At 36.4% G+C, this 16,779-nt stretch carries 14 protein-coding genes and 1 pseudogene; 11 read left to right on the top strand and 4 right to left on the bottom strand.

The annotated features are described in order from the left end of the window. Positions 1-117 precede the first annotated feature (117 nt). Positions 118-2,295, top strand: a complete 2,178-nt coding sequence (locus KJS44_RS09095; protein WP_008687748.1) for an NlpC/P60 family protein — start codon at positions 118-120, stop codon at positions 2,293-2,295. Between the two features lie 85 nt (positions 2,296-2,380). On the opposite strand, the gene KJS44_RS09090 is transcribed toward KJS44_RS09095, so the two are convergent. From KJS44_RS09090 to KJS44_RS09075, 4 genes are all read right to left on the bottom strand, one after another. Beyond that, the gene (locus tag KJS44_RS09090) at positions 2,381-2,938 is read right to left on the bottom strand and encodes a DUF3783 domain-containing protein (RefSeq protein ID WP_008687750.1); all 558 of its coding nucleotides are present in this window, start codon (positions 2,936-2,938) and stop codon (positions 2,381-2,383) included. 9 nt (positions 2,939-2,947) lie between these two features. After that, a complete protein-coding gene (locus tag KJS44_RS09085; protein WP_008687753.1) occupies positions 2,948-4,594 on the bottom strand; it encodes a putative ABC transporter permease subunit in 1,647 nt (548 codons plus the stop codon). Then, positions 4,587-5,423, bottom strand: a complete 837-nt coding sequence (locus KJS44_RS09080) for an ABC transporter ATP-binding protein (protein ID WP_008687755.1) — start codon at positions 5,421-5,423, stop codon at positions 4,587-4,589. Before KJS44_RS09080 ends, KJS44_RS09085 begins: the two co-directional genes overlap by 8 nt. A gap of 93 nt (positions 5,424-5,516) precedes the next feature. After that, the gene (locus KJS44_RS09075) at positions 5,517-5,783 is read right to left on the bottom strand and encodes an autorepressor SdpR family transcription factor (protein ID WP_008687756.1); all 267 of its coding nucleotides are present in this window, start codon (positions 5,781-5,783) and stop codon (positions 5,517-5,519) included. Positions 5,784-6,111: 328 nt separating this feature from the next. Here KJS44_RS09075 and srtB point away from each other — a divergent pair, with 328 nt between their 5' ends. The 10 genes and pseudogenes from srtB to KJS44_RS14470 form a co-directional block, all read left to right on the top strand. Then, positions 6,112-6,906 (top strand): class B sortase, encoded by a 795-nt coding sequence (srtB, locus tag KJS44_RS09070; RefSeq protein ID WP_008687758.1) that lies wholly within the window; start codon positions 6,112-6,114, stop codon positions 6,904-6,906. A 151-nt stretch (positions 6,907-7,057) separates the two neighbouring features. Next, positions 7,058-8,140 carry a putative lipid II flippase FtsW gene (ftsW, locus tag KJS44_RS09065; RefSeq protein WP_008687760.1) on the top strand — a complete coding sequence of 361 codons (1,083 nt, stop codon included), beginning with the start codon at positions 7,058-7,060 and terminating at the stop codon, positions 8,138-8,140. A 65-nt stretch (positions 8,141-8,205) separates the two neighbouring features. After that, on the top strand, positions 8,206-9,279 hold the full coding sequence (murG, locus tag KJS44_RS09060; protein ID WP_008687762.1) for an undecaprenyldiphospho-muramoylpentapeptide beta-N-acetylglucosaminyltransferase: 1,074 nt from the start codon (positions 8,206-8,208) through the stop codon (positions 9,277-9,279). Between the two features lie 8 nt (positions 9,280-9,287). Continuing rightward, positions 9,288-10,190 carry a UDP-N-acetylmuramate dehydrogenase gene (gene murB, locus KJS44_RS09055; RefSeq protein WP_008687764.1) on the top strand — a complete coding sequence of 301 codons (903 nt, stop codon included), beginning with the start codon at positions 9,288-9,290 and terminating at the stop codon, positions 10,188-10,190. Then, positions 10,178-10,960 carry a cell division protein FtsQ/DivIB gene (locus KJS44_RS09050; protein ID WP_008687766.1) on the top strand — a complete coding sequence of 261 codons (783 nt, stop codon included), beginning with the start codon at positions 10,178-10,180 and terminating at the stop codon, positions 10,958-10,960. Before murB ends, KJS44_RS09050 begins: the two co-directional genes overlap by 13 nt. A gap of 80 nt (positions 10,961-11,040) precedes the next feature. Beyond that, positions 11,041-11,403 (top strand): Asp23/Gls24 family envelope stress response protein, encoded by a 363-nt coding sequence (locus tag KJS44_RS09045; protein ID WP_008687768.1) that lies wholly within the window; start codon positions 11,041-11,043, stop codon positions 11,401-11,403. A gap of 10 nt (positions 11,404-11,413) precedes the next feature. Continuing rightward, positions 11,414-13,045 carry a DAK2 domain-containing protein gene (locus KJS44_RS09040; RefSeq protein WP_008687770.1) on the top strand — a complete coding sequence of 544 codons (1,632 nt, stop codon included), beginning with the start codon at positions 11,414-11,416 and terminating at the stop codon, positions 13,043-13,045. 142 nt (positions 13,046-13,187) lie between these two features. After that, positions 13,188-13,316, top strand: coding sequence for a CHAP domain-containing protein (locus tag KJS44_RS09035; protein ID WP_081484686.1), 129 nt, complete (start codon positions 13,188-13,190; stop codon positions 13,314-13,316). A 275-nt stretch (positions 13,317-13,591) separates the two neighbouring features. Further along, positions 13,592-14,197: a recombinase family protein gene (locus KJS44_RS09030; RefSeq protein WP_008687771.1), complete on the top strand. Its 606-nt coding sequence runs from the start codon at positions 13,592-13,594 to the stop codon at positions 14,195-14,197. Positions 14,198-14,259: 62 nt separating this feature from the next. Beyond that, a pseudogene (locus KJS44_RS14470) lies at positions 14,260-15,421 on the top strand (IS256 family transposase); the annotation flags it as partial. Positions 15,422-16,779 lie beyond the last annotated feature (1,358 nt).

Here is a 16,779-nt window from a genome sequence, read left to right as displayed (position 1 = left end):
AAAACCAGCAGAATAAGATCGTTTGCTGGTTTTCTTATTTGGGAAACCCTGATGATATAAAAACTTGAGAGATGAAGGACTATGCGTTATAATAAACCATAGCAAGGGGATGATGAGATGAGGATACAAAGTCTTAAACATTGGATAAAGGGAAGTTTAATAGTAATTCTCTTTTTTATTGTATGTATGCAAAGAATTGATGCACAAGAATATAAAATGGCAAAACAGCTGCCGTTTTCTGTCAGCAGCACATCAAATGTGACATCCATTACTTTAACTTGGCAATGGGTGCCAGAAGCAGATGTTTATAAAATTTATCGCAGTGAAGGTGATGCAGAACATTTTACCTATATAGGCAGTGTTGGGAACTTAGAATATACTGATAGGGTGGTGAATAAGGGGAATACAACGTATTATTATCGTATCGAGGCATATACAGGAACACGGCTCATCGCTACAAGCACATTAACTAATCATCGTCTGCAATCGATGACAGCTCCCATGCTGAGTGCCTATGTCATAGATTATTCTGGCATAGATCCATATGTACAATTAAACTGGGATCCGGTAGAAGGCAGTACTTCTTATGAAGTATATCGATATACGGCTAAGACGAAAGCTTATGTAAAAATAGCAACCATAGCTCATTCAGATAAAGTGTTCAGCTTTAACTATATGGATTCAGATCTTGCCTTAAATCAGTCCTATACGTACAAGATCAAAGCCCTACGAACAAACGAAGCACTTTATAGCAATACAATAACGGAAACGCTGGAGCCGTTAGCAACTCCAAATGTGAAAATGGAAGCAAATACTTCCTATCTTCATTTGTCATGGGATAGTATACAAAAAGCCAAATATTATGAAATTTATCGCTCAACTTCACCGACGATGGGATTTACAAGAATCGCGGTAATTGAAAATTATTATACTTTTTATACAAATCGCGTCAATAACGCTTGTAAACCAAATCAAACATATTATTATAAAGTCAGAGCTAGACGAACCATTAACAATAAGGCAAATTATGGAGCATTCAGTAAGGTTGTCAGTGGCAATATGCACTTGGCAAAGCCATCCATGAAAGCAAGTGGTGGTCCACAAATTACGTTATCATGGAAGGAAGTGCCGGATGCCAGTATATATACTATTTATCGTTCTACGCAAAGTACAACAGGTTTTAAAGCCATTGCTTGTGTTTCTGACAATCGCTATGTACAAAAAGGTGATAAAATCAAACCAAATCAACGATATTATTATCGTATCATCGCCAAGAATGAAGCAAGTGGTGTGAAAAGTTCAATTTCTAATACGGTTTCCGCTTTTATCAGTATAGGAAATCCCGCTTCAACGTCTGCTAAGGCAAGCGCCGTTAATGCGAATCAAATAAAGATAACATGGAAAAAAGCGACACGAGCTACAAATTATGAAATTTATCGATCCACCAGTAAGACAAAAGGCTTTGTGAAAATTGCCACAACGGCAAATACAACTACGTATACGGATGCCTCATCATCACTTATCCCTAAAAAAACCTATTACTATAAGATAAAACCGATTCGCAAATATTATCAATGGAAGTTTGTTGGAAGTAATAGTAATGTAACCATGGCTATGACACAAATACCAACAACAAAAATCACTTCCATTTCATCACCGGGAAAAGGGAAGGTGATCATCAACTGGAAAAAGATCAATAATGCCCGATATAAGCTTTATCGCAGCACTAGCTATCATGGCAAATATAGTCTAATAAAAACAATTACAAACTGTGCGACTACATCTTATAAGAATACCGGTTTACAGGCGGGTAAGAAATATTATTTTAAGATAAAAACCTATGTTACTGCTGGAAATAAAAAGCATTATGATGGCAAGTACACAGGTACGCTAAGTATTACAACCTGCAAATCCCATACGAAATATGATGTTGTGGATACGGCCATAGCACAGAAAAAAAAGCCATATAAATGGGGTGGCAGTGGCCCTAAAAACTTTGATTGTTCTGGGTTGATTTATTATGCTTATCGTCAAAATGGCTATAAGGTACCTAGAGCGTTGGCTTATGCCGGACATAGTATTGGCAAAAAGACAGCAACTATTAAAATGGGGGATATTGTTCATTATAAAAACCATTTTGCTTTGGTAATCAGTAAAAAGAAAATTTCCAATGGTTATGAAGTGCGTGTGATTGAAGCGATGAATACGAAAGATGGAATCCGTGAAAATGTTTATTATATGGGAGAAAATGGACCTTTATTTAATAAAAATTTCATAGGCTTTCGAAGAATCTGATGGTTACACATAAAAAAGCAGGTGCTATGCGTGATAGAAGCCCTTTGTCAGGAGGAACGCATAAGACCTGCTTTTGCTATTTTATTTAACGTTTTTGCAATGCCGCTTTTGCCTGTGTAAGGGTTGTTAAGGCAGCCTTGGCTACATCTGGTTCGCTTTGGTTTTGCAAGACCTCGTATGCTTGGATAAAGGCGGATTCATAGGCTTTCCAACTATCCGGTGTGTATATATCCATTTGCAATTCACTGCTTGCCATTAATAATTTCTGAATTTCTTCTAATGTTTGAAAATATGCGTGCTCTTTTTCGATTTCTTCTAAAAGATCAATTAACCGCCATGTTTCATTATGTTTTGTACGCATGGCTTTGCGCGGCATACTAACTCCTTGCGCTTTCATGCGGGCATTCAGTTCTTGAATTTCTTCATCACTAAACCCATCAAGAAACATCAAATCAATGTGCATATGCATAGTTTGCGTTACTTCTTGTTGGGCTTTATCCTGTATGCCTAGCAGATAACCAATTGGTTGCTGCAAGTCTGTATCTGTTAAGATACGATACGCAATCTGCATATCCGAAAGAATAGTTTCAAGAATCGGCTTTTTCTCTTGATAATCACCGAAATATAGCAGAATTTTTTTCATAAACACTCCTTATATCTTTTTAAATAATTTGCAAGCGATGGTATCCATCTTGCTATAGATTACTACAGATATTAGTAGGATGGCAATACATATGCCTATGGAGATTGGCATGATAAGATCATTTGGAAGCAGGAATAAGGCTGCAATCAATAAGCCAGCTATTAGCATTCCCCCAAACATGGCAATCATACCGGACATATTCTGTTTAACTGCAGCAGCCTCTTGTTCCCATACTAGCTTAGGATGTGCCATATCAAGCAGAATGCAAAGCTCGTTACCCAAGAAAATAGCTATAATTGCACTGATAAAAGCGATGATATAATAAAGGATAGGAAGCATTGGAAAGAGGATATAAGCAATAATGAATAAAAGGAGAATAGTGAGAACGCTGACAATGATTCCGGCATTCATCTTAGCTATTATTTGTTTTCCTAAAGGCATAGGAATGTACTTCATGAACATGACATTACTGCCTTCTCGTGATATGGCTGTTGCACTGATCATATTAATACAACCAATCAACATGCCCATAGCTAATCCAGGTAAGATGGCATAATAAGCATATCCACTAAAATCTATTTGATTAAGGGCTGCTAAATTCAAACTTTCACCTTGTGACATGATGGAAATGACAATGACAATCGGGAAAATAAAGCAAGTACCAATACAATTCAAAAAATAAACTGGTGTACGTAAAAGCAATCGCAGTTCTTTTTGCGTATACGTAAATACTTTTGATTTCTGTGTTAATGCTTTTTTCATTTCAACATCATTTAATACTTTACGAGTGCTCTTTGTTTCATCGAATCCAATTGCCCCTTTGAAATAGAAATATTTTCCCATGATAAGGAAAACAGCAAGTGCTGCGATTAAAATCAGCAAGTAAAGGCCTAGCTGCAAGATGTCCTGGCTGATTAAGGCATGGGATGCAAAAGGTACTGCAGGGAACAAATAGGCAAACATGGAAATCAAAGAATTATTACCTTCAATTAATAAATTCACTAGGGCGGAAGGATCTTCTTGCTGCATTCCGCTAGAATTCATAAAATAAGAGAAACTCAATGCGAAAGCAACACTTAAGATACCACCAATCATATTGAAGCGATCGCGATTTTTAAAAAAGGGCACAAAGCGCATTACCAGCATGGAAATAATGCTGGAAAGAACGAGAGGATAAATCGGTAAGGTTAAAGCGATGATGACCACGAATACATAAAATAGTATACTAACTGATTCATTCTGCAAATATCCCGCTATTAAAGGAAGAAAAACGATGAGCGTAAACACATATTCATATAATAAACAAACACTAAATTTACTTGCTAAAATCGTTTGGGGCTTTAAGGGGAGGGATAATAAGATTTCGCTGTCTTTACTGAAGTAAAAAACGCCGGGAATCAAGAAAATAGAGAATAGAAACGTTACTAAATTTGTCATATGAAAACCGGCTGCTAAAATACTGCCGCTTTGTTGCAGGGGAGCCATCGTTTTAAAAGCTTCTTGAAACATATAATACAGCATGAATAGCAAAGGGATGAAACATATAGCTAAAAAACCATATAACAGGTAAACCCGCATTTTCTTTGTTTTCCCATCCGCAACCATACCTGCTGCATTTTTAAATAATGTGCGGGTAAGTGAGAAATACTTACGCATGAGATATAACCTCCAAGAATAAGGATTCTAGAGAATCACAATTTGGATGGTTATGTTGCAATTCCTCTAACGTACCAAAGAAAATGATACTTCCTGCATTAATGATGGCAACTTTATCACATAACTTTTCAGCAACTTCTAAGACATGTGTTGAAAAGAAAACCGTATTGCCTTTTGCCGCATGTTCTTTCATCATCTGCTTTAGTGAGTAGCTAGATTGCGGATCTAAGCCCGTCATAGGTTCATCTAAAATCCATACATTAGGATCGCTAATCAAAACACCCATAATGACAATTTTTTGTCGCATACCATGAGAATACGATAAAATTTTATCATTTAATGCATTTTCCATTTCAAAGGTTTTAGCTAATTGCGCAATCCGTAGTTTTCTGGTTGCTGAATCAATTTCATAAATATCAGCCATAAAGTTTAGATATTCAATTCCTTTTAGCCGCAAGAAGATATCCGCATTATCTGGAACAATACCAAATTCCTTTTTAGCTTCTAAAGGTTGTGTGACAATATTTTTTCCATTAATGAGAATTTCTCCTTCATCGGGATTTAAAACGCCTGTTATCATTTTAATGGTTGTTGTCTTACCAGCGCCATTTGGCCCGATAAAGCCTATGATTTCTCCCGTCGGTATGGTAAGGGAGATGTTATCAACAGCTTTGTGTGTACCTCCGTAAACTTTTGTAACATGTTTAATTTCAATCATGATCTTTTTCCTTTCTATTGCCGTTGGCAATGCGTTTAGATTAGGGACATCATTAAACTGATCATCAAAGTTAAGCAAATAAACAATGATGATATTGGCTGCTATCAGCATACTATCTTCGAAAGAAGCGATTCACCTTATTTACGATATACATTAGAATACAATGCATATACACTAAGGGGTAAGCAATTACCGATACGAATTTCATTTCGTACGTTTTAAAGCTTTTAGCCAATCAATGAGGTCATTTACGGTTTTGCTATTTAATTCATAATAGATAAATTTACCATCACGTTCATCTAGGATGAGATCAGCTTCTTTTAAAACTGCAAGATGATGAGAAATCGTGGCATTGGTGCTGGAAAACTGTGAGACAATTTCACCTGCACTTTTTTTATGATCCTTAACTAGAAGGATAATTGCTCTTCTGGTTGGGTCACTTAAAGCTTTAAATGCTTCCTGAACTTGCACCTAACATACCCTCTTTCATTTTGAAATCTATCTAAATGTAGTATAAGCTAGCTCCATACTAATGTCAAATGATTTAAGTAATGATGCAAAAGGATTGATGAGGCTTTTTTTGGTAAATATGGTATCTTTTTAATGGCCGCGTCAGTAAGATGCAGCAGATCAAAGAATCGATGTAAAACAAACAAGGCAAAACGTTTTCCTAAAAGGGCTGTGAAATCATCGTACTTAAGTAATCAGCAACTGGTACTACGATAGTTCCTATGGTAGAATTTCTAGTAAAGCATTATGAAATATGATAAAATGAAAAAGCAATAAGGAGTGATACTGCATGCGTAAGAAAAAGCCAAAGAAACCATTAAAAAAATGGCAGAAGATCCTATACGATATTTTATTTTTAATTGCCTTGGGCGTCTTTATCTATTCCGGGTATCAGCTCTTTCATATATACTCTCAAAATCATGCGGAAGAAAAAGAGAAAATAGAGCTACAACAATTGAGTAATATACCAGATGATCTAGAAAAAGATTTTACGGTGAATTGGAAGGCTTTAAAAAAGAAAAATGATGAAATATTAGCCTGGATACTCATACCGGATACCAATATCAATTACCCTATCGTAAAAGGAAGTGATAATTCCTTTTATCTGACACATTCGTTTGAAAAGAAAGCGAACTATGCTGGTGCCATTTTCATGGATTATCAGGCAGATGGGAAATTTAAAGATCGTAATACCATTATCTATGGACATAATATGTGGCATAAGACGATGTTTACAGATATTGAAAAATTCAAAGAAAAAGCATTTTTTGATAAACATCCGTATTTATATATTTTTACACCTCAGCAAAATTATCGATGTGAAATTTTCAGTATCCATTCAGCCAAAGATCTTTCGGCATCGTATGATCTAAACTATCCGACAAAGGAAAGCTGGCAACAATATTTAAATATGGTTGAAGGATTATCCGATTTTAAACGGAATGTAAAGCTAAATACTCAAGATCATATCGTGACTTTATCAACATGTTCCTATGAAGAGGGAAATTCCACAGATCTGCGTTATCTTCTTCATGCTAAACTGGTTAAATGGGATGGCAGCTATAAGGTGAAAAAAGGGAAGTAGATGCTGACTGCTTCATCAAATAGCAAATAGAGATCGAATAAGTAATGAAGCTGTTTTTACATAGATGATAATTAGAAAATGATAAGCAAAAAGTAGCATTGCTACTTTTTCTTTTCCTTTGAGCATACAATGAAGGGAAGGTGGTGGCGCTATGTTTTCTAAAAAATGCAGACTATTGACTTTGGAAATCATGGTCTTACTTATCATAGGCATTGTTATGGTTGGCAGCAGTTCGAGAGTTTGGGCAGCCGCGAAGTTCCAGGACGCAACATATTTCATGAGCCGTCAGGCGGTATTTGCCTTACTTGGTCTATTTGTGATGTATGTTGCCAGCCGCATATCATTAGTGCATGTGCGCCGCTATGCCAAACGCTTATTTCTTTTATGTGTTGTCGCATTAATATTGGTATTGATTCCAGGTGTGGGTGTCTTGCGTAATGGTAGTCGTAGTTGGTTCGGTGTTGGTTCTTTTCTTATCCAGCCTTCAGAGTTTTTTAAGATTGCCATTATCATTTATGTAGCAGATTATCTGGCAAAGCGCTATCGTATCAAAAGCTTTCGTAAAGACTTGTTTTTTCCCGCTTTTCTGGTAATGATTGGTTTTGGCTTGATCTTATTGCAACCTGATTTTGGCAGTGGCTTGGTTATGGTCTGCTCAATTGTTATCATGGTGTTAGCGGCCGATTCTCCTTTATCTTATTTCGTACGCGTAGGTATTTTAGGCGCCGGAGGTTTGGGTGGCTTGATTTTAAGCGCACCTTATCGATTGGCACGAATTACATCGTTTATTGATCCTTGGAAAGATCCTTTAGGAGCTGGTTTTCAGATTATACAATCCCTTTTCGCTATTGCACCTGGGGGGATTTTAGGTGTTGGTTTTGATAATAGCATGCAGAAGCATTTTTATTTGCCCGAACCGCAAACAGATTTCATCTTTGCTATCTATGCGGAAGAATTTGGCTTTATCGGCAGCGTCTTACTAATTGGCTTATTTATAGCTGTTATTTATCAGGGAGTTAAAATTGCTAAAAATTGTACAGATCCATATTTATGCTATATTGCTATTGGTCTTACCTCCCTGTTTGCTATTCAGGTCATGATCAATCTTGGTGTAGTTGTCGGGTTGTTTCCAGTAACTGGGATTACGCTTCCTTTTATCTCCTATGGAGGCAGTTCTTTAATGGTTATGATGGGGAGTATGGGACTGCTTATGAGTATTGCAAAGGAAAGTTGAAAAAAGCGAATTTTATTTAAAAATACGGTATGAACATGGTATAATAAATCACAGGGAGTGATGACATGAGATTACTGATAGCAACCGGTGGAACGGGAGGTCACATATATCCGGCCATTGCGCTGGCAGATGCGGCAAAAAAACGCTATGACGATATTGACATTTTGTTTGTTGGAAATGATGATCGTATGGAGGCGAAAGAAGTACCTGCACACGGCTATCAATTTAAAGGTCTGCATGCAAGCGGTTTAACAGGTGGTATTGTCAATAAGATGAAGGCATTATTGCTGATGGCAAAGGCCTATCGCAAGGCACTCCGTATCATAGAAGATTTTAAACCTGACATTGCCATTGGTTTTGGTGGTTATGTAAGTGCACCGGTAATGCTGGCTGCACATAAAAAGCATGTAAAAACGATGATACATGAGCAAAATTCCATTGTTGGTGTATCGAATAAAATGGTGGCAAATTATATGGATGCCATCGTAATCTGTTATGAAAAATGCTTTGAAGAATTTGGCAGAGAAAAAACAAGATTGTTAGGAAATCCACGGGCAACCAATGCTGTCCAGGTTAAATTTGATGAGGCATATTATCGTTCTTTAGGTCTGTCAATGGATAAGCCGCTGATTTTGGTGGTTATGGGATCTTTAGGTTCTTCTTCCATCAATGCCATTATGAAAGATGTCTTACCTAAGATCGACAACAAATATCAAATCTTGTTTGTAAGCGGAAAAAACAATTATGAAGAAATGAAGAGCGTTTTTCCACAGGATAACATTAAGGTTGTAGACTATGTAAAACAATTGGATATCATTGCTAAAGTGGATCTGATCATATGTCGTGCTGGAGCAACGACGGCTGCTGAAATCACAGCATTGGGAACACCAAGCATATTGATTCCAAGCCCTTACGTAGCACACAATCACCAATTTTATAATGCCAGTGTGCTGGTTGAAAAAAAAGCAGCATATATGATAGAAGAAAAAGATTTGAATGCAACAGTATTGGATGAAAAAATCAAATTGATTATGGATCATCCGGCAATAAAGGAAGAGATGCATCAGCATGCGTTGGCGCTTGGTAAGCCCAATGCCAGCAGTGATATTTTAGACTGGTGCGATGAAATGAAAAGGTGAAATATAACATGACATTGAAAGAAAAATTACAGCCCTATGCGGATGTGGAAGTCAATGTGTCTTTAAAAACACGTACAACCTTTCGCATTGGTGGGAACTGCAGTTATTTTATATACCCAAAAAATGAGCTTTGCCTGTTAAGAGTTATGGACATCTTAAAGGATGAAGAAATGCCGATAAAGATTTTTGGCAAAGGTAGCAATATTTTATGCAGCGATGATGACTATGATGGTGTGATTCTCTGTCTGGATCGCTATTTTACGGATTTTTATTTTGAAGAGGATGGCAGTTGTTTGGTGCAAGCAGGTACAAGCATCATCTTGTTGGCACATGAGGCTATGAAGCGTTCTTTAAGCGGTTTGGAATTTGCCAGTGGCATCCCCGGAACGATTGGCGGCGCTTTGTTTATGAATGCCGGTGCTTATAAGAGTGATATGGCAGGCATTGTCCAAGAGGTTTATGTACTGAAAGAACATACGATCTGCATTATGCGTAAGGATGAATTAGACTATGCCTATCGTCATTCTATTTTTCAACAGCACCGAGACTGGTTGATCTTAGGATGCCGTTTGCAATTACAGGAAGGCGATCAAAAGGAGATTCGTGATGTTATGGATTCACGGCGAAAACGTCGTATGGATTCACAACCTTTAAATAAGCCATGTGCCGGCAGTGTGTTCCGCAATCCGGAAAGCCATCAGGCTTGGCAGTTGATTGAGAGTATCGGCATGCGAGGAAAACGCATCGGTGGAGCTATGGTTTCTGAAAAACACGCAAACTTTATCGTGAATGAAGATAATGCCAAAGCTAACGATGTGGCGGCATTGGTAGAAGAAATTCAAAAAGAAGTCAAGGAACGTTTCGACATTGATTTAATTACGGAAGTAGAGAAATTCAATTGGAACAATTAGACGAGCTGCTTTACGATGATGTCGAAGCGAAATACCTGGCTCTGCAAAATAAAAAGAAAAAACGTAAAAAGCGGCGCAGAAAACGGCGACTTGTGATTGCTGGTGCTATACTTTTAGTGGCATCCTTGTATTTTATGAGTGATATTTCTAAGGTGAAATCATTAGAAGTAAAAGGTAATCGCTTTTATACGAAAGAAGATGTCTTGAAAAAAGCGCATCTTTCCTATGAAACACGATATATGATCACACCGAAATGCTACCTTTCTTGGAAATTGAAAAAAGACGATTTCATTGAAGATGTGGAAATTGAGAAAAGCATGGATGGCGTGATTGCTATTGAAATCAAAGAAAAACTGGTCATTGGTTACTTTGTCGAAGGTGAAAAGAATTATGTTTTATTGAAAGATGGCTCACAGAAGGAAATAACCAGTGAAAACCTTGACACCATAGTCAACTACCCATTGATTGATGGTTTTTCCAAGAAAGAAAGGAAAAACTTAGCTGCTGCATTTGCTAAAAATAAAAAAGAGGTTAGTCAGGATATCGTATCTATGATTTCTGAGATTACACCGCATGCTGAAAGTTACGATAAGCATATGGTGAAAATCGTGATGCAGGATGGCAATACGATCTATACCTCCTATGATTCCGTATTTATCCTTAATTCTTATAAACAGACTTTAAAAAATTTGAAAAAAGATCATGTCTGCTTTGTCATGGATGCGAATACGGAAACCTACATAACGGAAGACTGTAAAGCCTTTAAGTAAGAATTTTAAGGTATTTGAGAATCTTTCTTGGATTTCCAAGGGGATTTTGATATAATAATGAGGATATAAGGAGGAATTTTATGTCAATCTCTAAAAGTACACAGTACGGAAATATCAATGTTTCCATCGACGCAATCGCCTCACTTGCCGGTGGTGTTGTAACCGAATGCTATGGCGTAGTCGGTATGGCATCCCAAAAATTTGTGAAGGATGGAATCGCAGAATTACTAAAGAAGGATAATTATGCCAAAGGTGTTGTTGTTCGTCAGCTGGATAACAATGACTTGGAATTGGATTTATATATCATCGTATCTTACGGCGTGAAGATTAGTGAAATCGTTCATGAGGTGCAGATGCGTGTGAAATACATGTTGGAAAAAAATCTGGAATTAGACTTTAAGAAAGTTAATGTCTATGTGCAAGATGTCAAGGTTATAAAGTAGGTAGAGAACTATGGAAATGATCAATGGAAAATTGTTGAAAGACATGTTGGCAAGCGGTGCCAATAATTTGTCAAATAAGTTTACGGAAATCGATGCATTAAATGTGTTCCCTGTGCCTGATGGTGATACAGGAACGAACATGTCGCTGACGTTTAATGCGGGCGTAAAGGATGCTTTAGCATGCACTAGCGATGATGTGTGCGATATTGCAAAAGTATTATCAAAAGGGTTATTAATGGGAGCAAGAGGAAATTCCGGAGTTATTACTTCGCAGATTTTCCGCGGTTTATATCAGGGTGTAGATGGCATGAAGGAAATCAACGGTTTCCAATTAGCAAATGCGCTGGTTATGGGTTCTCGTGTTGCCTATAAAGCGGTCATGCGACCAGTAGAAGGAACTATTTTAACTGTAGTACGTGAAGCTGCTGATTACACATATGCATATGCAACCTCAACGCAAGATGTGACTTGCTTACAAGTTATGGAAAAAATGCTGGAGGAGGCGAAGGAGTCCTTAGAGAGAACGCCTGATCTTTTGCCGGTATTAAAAGAAGTTGGTGTCGTTGATAGTGGCGGTGCTGGACTTGTTACGATTTTTGAAGGGTTTGTTTCTGCACTGAAAGGTGAAGTTATTGAACGCCAAGAAGCACAGGAAAGTAAAGAAGTTGCCGGTGCTGGTATGGAGAGCGAAGAATTCGGCTACTGTACAGAATTCATCATTCGTTTATCGGAGCATGGCGCTAGAAATTTCCAAGAAGAAGCATTACGTGATTCACTTGCTCGAATTGGTAATTCTATTGTATGCGTGCGTGATGATGATATCGTTAAAGTACATGTACATACCTTGACTCCTGGAGATGCCTTAAATATGGGACAGCGTTATGGTGAATTCGCAAAACTTAAGGTAGAAAACATGCAGGAGCAGCATGAAAATATCATGATGAACGCAACGGTAGAAGAGAAACCAAAAGAAGAAAAACCAAAACAGAAGTATGCAATTATTACGGTTGCAGCAGGGGATGGTTTGAAAGATATGTTTAAAGAACTGCGTGCTGATTATGTTATCAGTGGTGGGCAGACGATGAATCCTTCTACCGAAGATTTTGTGCAAGCCATTCATCAAGTGAACGCAGAAAATATCTTCTTATTGCCAAATAACAGCAATATTATTTTAGCAGCACAACAGGCCGCAAGTGTCTGTGAGGATCTGAATGTGGAAGTCATTCCATCAAAATCCATTCCTCAAGGATTAAGTGCATGTATCATGTTTAATCCTGATGTGGATTTCGATATGAACCTGGCTGAAATGAATGATGCCATCAGTATGGTAAAAACCGGTCAAGTTACGTATGCCATCAAGGATACGACATTTGAAGGATTAGATATCAAAGCTGGCGATTACATGGGCTTAAAAGAAAAAGACATTGTTGTATCATTACCAGATAAAATGGAAGTAACACGACAGTTACTGGATATGATGATTGATGGAGAAAGTGAAATCGTGACGCTTGTTTATGGCGAGGATGTCAACGAAGAAGAAGCAAATGAGATTGCTAGTTATATTGAAGATAAATACGATGTTGAGGTAGAACTCAACAATGGCATGCAGCCGGTATATTCGTTTATAATTGGTGTCGAGTAGAATACTACTCGAAGTAACAACGTATTAAACATAGGGAAAAGAGGCTGTAACGAAATAGACTGAATTGACAAGTCTATGAGGTTACACCTCTTTTTTCTATGCCTCGTTCTGGAAACATCAACAAAGGAAACCAAGAGGTAGTATTCCTCTGCCAGGTGATATCATCTTTTTCGATTGGGAAAATGCTGGTGTTAGTGATCATGTTGGAATCGTGGAACGTGTTGATAATAATACTATTTATACGATTAAAGGCAATTTCATCTATGAGTAATTATAAAATTAATAGCAGAATTATTTATGGATACGAAGCTATCAAAAATGAATGAAGACTTTTTCGCTCATTCTACATAGTTTAAGAAAACTCATATAATTTCTGATCTGTAATATTCTGCTTAAATTTATTCTATAAACACCATACTGTTATCTATTTTGGGTAGTAGCTTTTTTAGTTCAGCTAATTCAAATATGGAAATAATTAACACTGACTCTATAATGAAGATGTGAGATAATTAAAAATTGAATTACCGGAATAGGAGGAATTATTTAATGAAAAAATATGGTTATGTAAGAGTCTCTACAAGAGATCAAAATATCGATAGACAGATGTCTGCTATGCTAGAAATAGGAATTGATAAAAAGAAAATATTTATTGATAAATTATCAGGTAAAGATTTTAATCGCCCCAAATATAAGCAATTAGTAAATCGGCTTACAATGGGTGATGAACTTTATATCAAATCTATTGATCGATTAGGTAGGGACTACGATGAAATCATTGAACAATGGCGTTTTCTGACAAAAATAAAGGATGTGGATATTATTGTATTGGATTTCCCTCTTTTAGATACAAGAAATCAGGTCAACGGCGTTACAGGGAAATTTATTGCAGATTTAGTATTACAAATTCTTTCTTATGTGGCACAGATTGAACGTGAAAACATTCGTCAACGTCAGATGGAAGGTATCAAGGAAGCCAAAATAAAAGGTATTCAATTTGGGAGACCTGCAAATGATTTACCGGAAAGATTTACAGAAGTATATAATTTATGGAAAGCCAAGCAGATAAGTCAACGTGAAGCGGGAAGATTGCTTAATACCAATCATGTTACATTCGGTCGCTGGGTGAAACGAGTAGAAAAACTTAATAAATAGTGAGAGTGTAAAATAAACTGTGTAAAATAAGATCGTATAACTTAATGATACGCAGTTTTTTACAATCCATAGAGGATGCAGATGAAGCACTCAAGGAACTTTTTGATCCTATATTTGAATCATTGTTCCAAGGTGAAATGAATCATCATTTAGGATACGAAAATGATGATAAAGATTATAAACAAAGGCAGAATCGCAGAGATGGATATAGTCAAAAAACTGATCATACTACAAAGGGAGATATCACGATCGTTACACCAAGAGATCGTGATGGCTCTTTTGAAGCACAGATGATATCAAAACGATAAAGAGATGTTTCAGGAATAAAAGATAAAGTATTGGCGTTGTACATGAGGAATGAGTCAACGTGATATATCAAAAACAATAGAAGATATCTATGGATTTTCAATTTCTCATGAAATGGTATCCGATATTACAGATGTCATACTACCAGAACTAGAAGAAAGGCGAAATAGACCCTTGAAGAAGTGCTATGCCTTCTTGTTTATAGATGGTATGTATGTAACATTGCGTAATGGCTATGAGGCGAAAGAATGCGTTGTATACACGATATTAGGCTACGATTTGAATGGATATAAAGATATCCTTGGATTATGGCTTAGTGAAAGTAAGAGTAAGAATTATTGGATGCAGATATTTGATGAATGAAAGCACGAGGATTAGAAGATGTTTTCTTTATGTAGATGGATGGGGTTAGTGTACTTAAGGATGGCGCAAAAGCCAACTTCGGATGTGATCGTACAGCGAGCATCGTCCACTTGATACGAAACTCAATAAAGTATGTACCAAGTAAAGATTTTAAAACATATACTTCCCATCTTAAGAAAGTATATGGAGTGCCAAGCCTTAAAACTTGTCAAGCAGAGTTTGAAAAATTCCAACATGCATGATCACAATTTCCAGGAGCAGTGGACGTATGGCGGCGTAATTTTAGTTATGAAACAACTGTTCGATTATGGGAGTGCCGTAAGAAAAGTAATGTATACGACGAATGCGATCGAGGCAATCAATTCCAGTTTCCGCAAAGTGACGAAAAAAGGCGCCTTTCCAAACGAGAACGCCTTATACAAATTACTATATTTACGTTGTACAGAACTTGAAAATAAATGGGAGAATGGTACCATCCGCAGTTGGTCACAAGTATTAAATCAACTCATTATCAATGACAAGTTTAGCTCTCGCATTGAGAAATATCTAAAGTGATTATATTTTACTTACACACTTTTCTTGACAAACCTGCTACCTTCCTTAATTTAAAAATTTTACACATTGTTATCGACAAGCCTAATAGATGTTTAATTATTTTTTTATGGTGCACACTTTTCGTGACAAACCCTAAATAGTTAAATTTTAGATTTTTTGGAATAAAAATTACACATTTAGTTCCATCTTTTTTTGATTGAATAATTCCTAAAATTCCCATCCTTATGTCATATTTCCATTTTATCATCCTTGAAACGAAAAGTGTGCTTTCTTTACCATCTACAAATTCGATACTTATAATTTTACTTAAAAAAGTTTTCAGTAAAATTCCTAATATGTCTAAATAGTAATTTATCGCTAGAAATATATTAGTGAAAAAAAGGGAAAGGAGGTTGTTATATAGAAAAATGGAAATACAGACAGATTGTTACCATGGGAGACAATTTGGAATTTTAATAGTCCTTTCTTCTTATCGAAATAAAAAGGGATATTGGAAATGTATTTGTCAATGCAAGTGTGGAAAGCAAAAAGAAATTTTCACTAGTAATCTTCTAAATTGGTGGGACAAAAAGCTGTGGTTATACAAGAGAAAATCCGAATCTGATTGAGGGTACGAATTTATGTCTAATCCGAGTTGAAAAACTCTCGAAAAGTAATACAAGTGGTGTAAGAGGAATGTCCCCTACTCGAAATGGTAAATGGATTGCTAAATCACATTTCAGGGAAAGTGATATTTTCTTGGAACATATGCAACAATTGATGAAGCAGAAAAAGCAAGAAAAAAGGCGAAGAGAAATATTTTAAGCCATTTCTTGAAGGTATGGAAAAGAATAATTGAAAGGAAATTGAAAAAAGAAATTATGCCTATAGCTCTGTCAGGTGGGATAACACTATCTGAATTTGGAAACGATGTGCTGTATGAAGTATTCATTGACATTAAAGAAGTGAATGCTATTAATGAATAGGAAGTAACTAAATTTAGTGTTTGTGTTGCTAAGCCATTTTGGCATACAATCAGGAAAACAAAAACAGATAATTTGAAATGGTTCATTATATGTAAATAAGGAGAGAATAAGTGTGAAAGAAAATCAAAAATATAGCAATTTAATAGACTTGAAACAATTTTCATACAATACTTTTGCTTACATGTAGTGAGGGAATGGAGGAAATATGAATAATTAATGATGAAATTGTAATAGAAACATGGCGAGAGACTGAGTCAGAATTAGAAATTATTGAGTTAGGGTTAGAAGAAAAAGAGCTGAAAACAAAAGGATCATTGAATGGCGATATTAAAGTTTCGTTACCAATTAATACACAGTTCTGGGAAGCAGATGTACGTTATGAAGTATTAGAAG

The sequence above is a fragment of the Longicatena caecimuris genome (assembly GCF_018406465.1).
GTDB classification, from domain to species: domain Bacteria; phylum Bacillota_I; class Bacilli_A; order Erysipelotrichales; family Erysipelotrichaceae; genus Longicatena; species Longicatena caecimuris.
The sequence above is the reverse complement of the archived record's forward strand: the minus strand, read 5'-3'. Positions and strand labels throughout refer to the sequence as shown.

Bases quoted from the DNA above. Each gene is read 5' to 3' on its own strand.
- KJS44_RS09080 (WP_008687755.1), bottom strand. From the start codon at position 5,423: ATGCTGATAGCAGCCAATATCATCATTGTTTATTTGCTTAACTTTGAT.
- KJS44_RS09085 (WP_008687753.1), bottom strand. From the start codon at position 4,594: ATGCGTAAGTATTTCTCACTTACCCGCACATTATTTAAAAATGCAGCA.
- KJS44_RS09030 (WP_008687771.1), top strand. From the start codon at position 13,592: ATGAAAAAATATGGTTATGTAAGAGTCTCTACAAGAGATCAAAATATC.
- srtB (WP_008687758.1), top strand. From the start codon at position 6,112: ATGCGTAAGAAAAAGCCAAAGAAACCATTAAAAAAATGGCAGAAGATC.
- KJS44_RS09090 (WP_008687750.1), bottom strand. From the start codon at position 2,938: ATGAAAAAAATTCTGCTATATTTCGGTGATTATCAAGAGAAAAAGCCG.
- KJS44_RS09045 (WP_008687768.1), top strand. From the start codon at position 11,041: ATGTCAATCTCTAAAAGTACACAGTACGGAAATATCAATGTTTCCATC.
- KJS44_RS09040 (WP_008687770.1), top strand. From the start codon at position 11,414: ATGGAAATGATCAATGGAAAATTGTTGAAAGACATGTTGGCAAGCGGT.
- murB (WP_008687764.1), top strand. From the start codon at position 9,288: ATGACATTGAAAGAAAAATTACAGCCCTATGCGGATGTGGAAGTCAAT.
- murG (WP_008687762.1), top strand. From the start codon at position 8,206: ATGAGATTACTGATAGCAACCGGTGGAACGGGAGGTCACATATATCCG.
- KJS44_RS09095 (WP_008687748.1), top strand. From the start codon at position 118: ATGAGGATACAAAGTCTTAAACATTGGATAAAGGGAAGTTTAATAGTA.
- ftsW (WP_008687760.1), top strand. From the start codon at position 7,058: ATGTTTTCTAAAAAATGCAGACTATTGACTTTGGAAATCATGGTCTTA.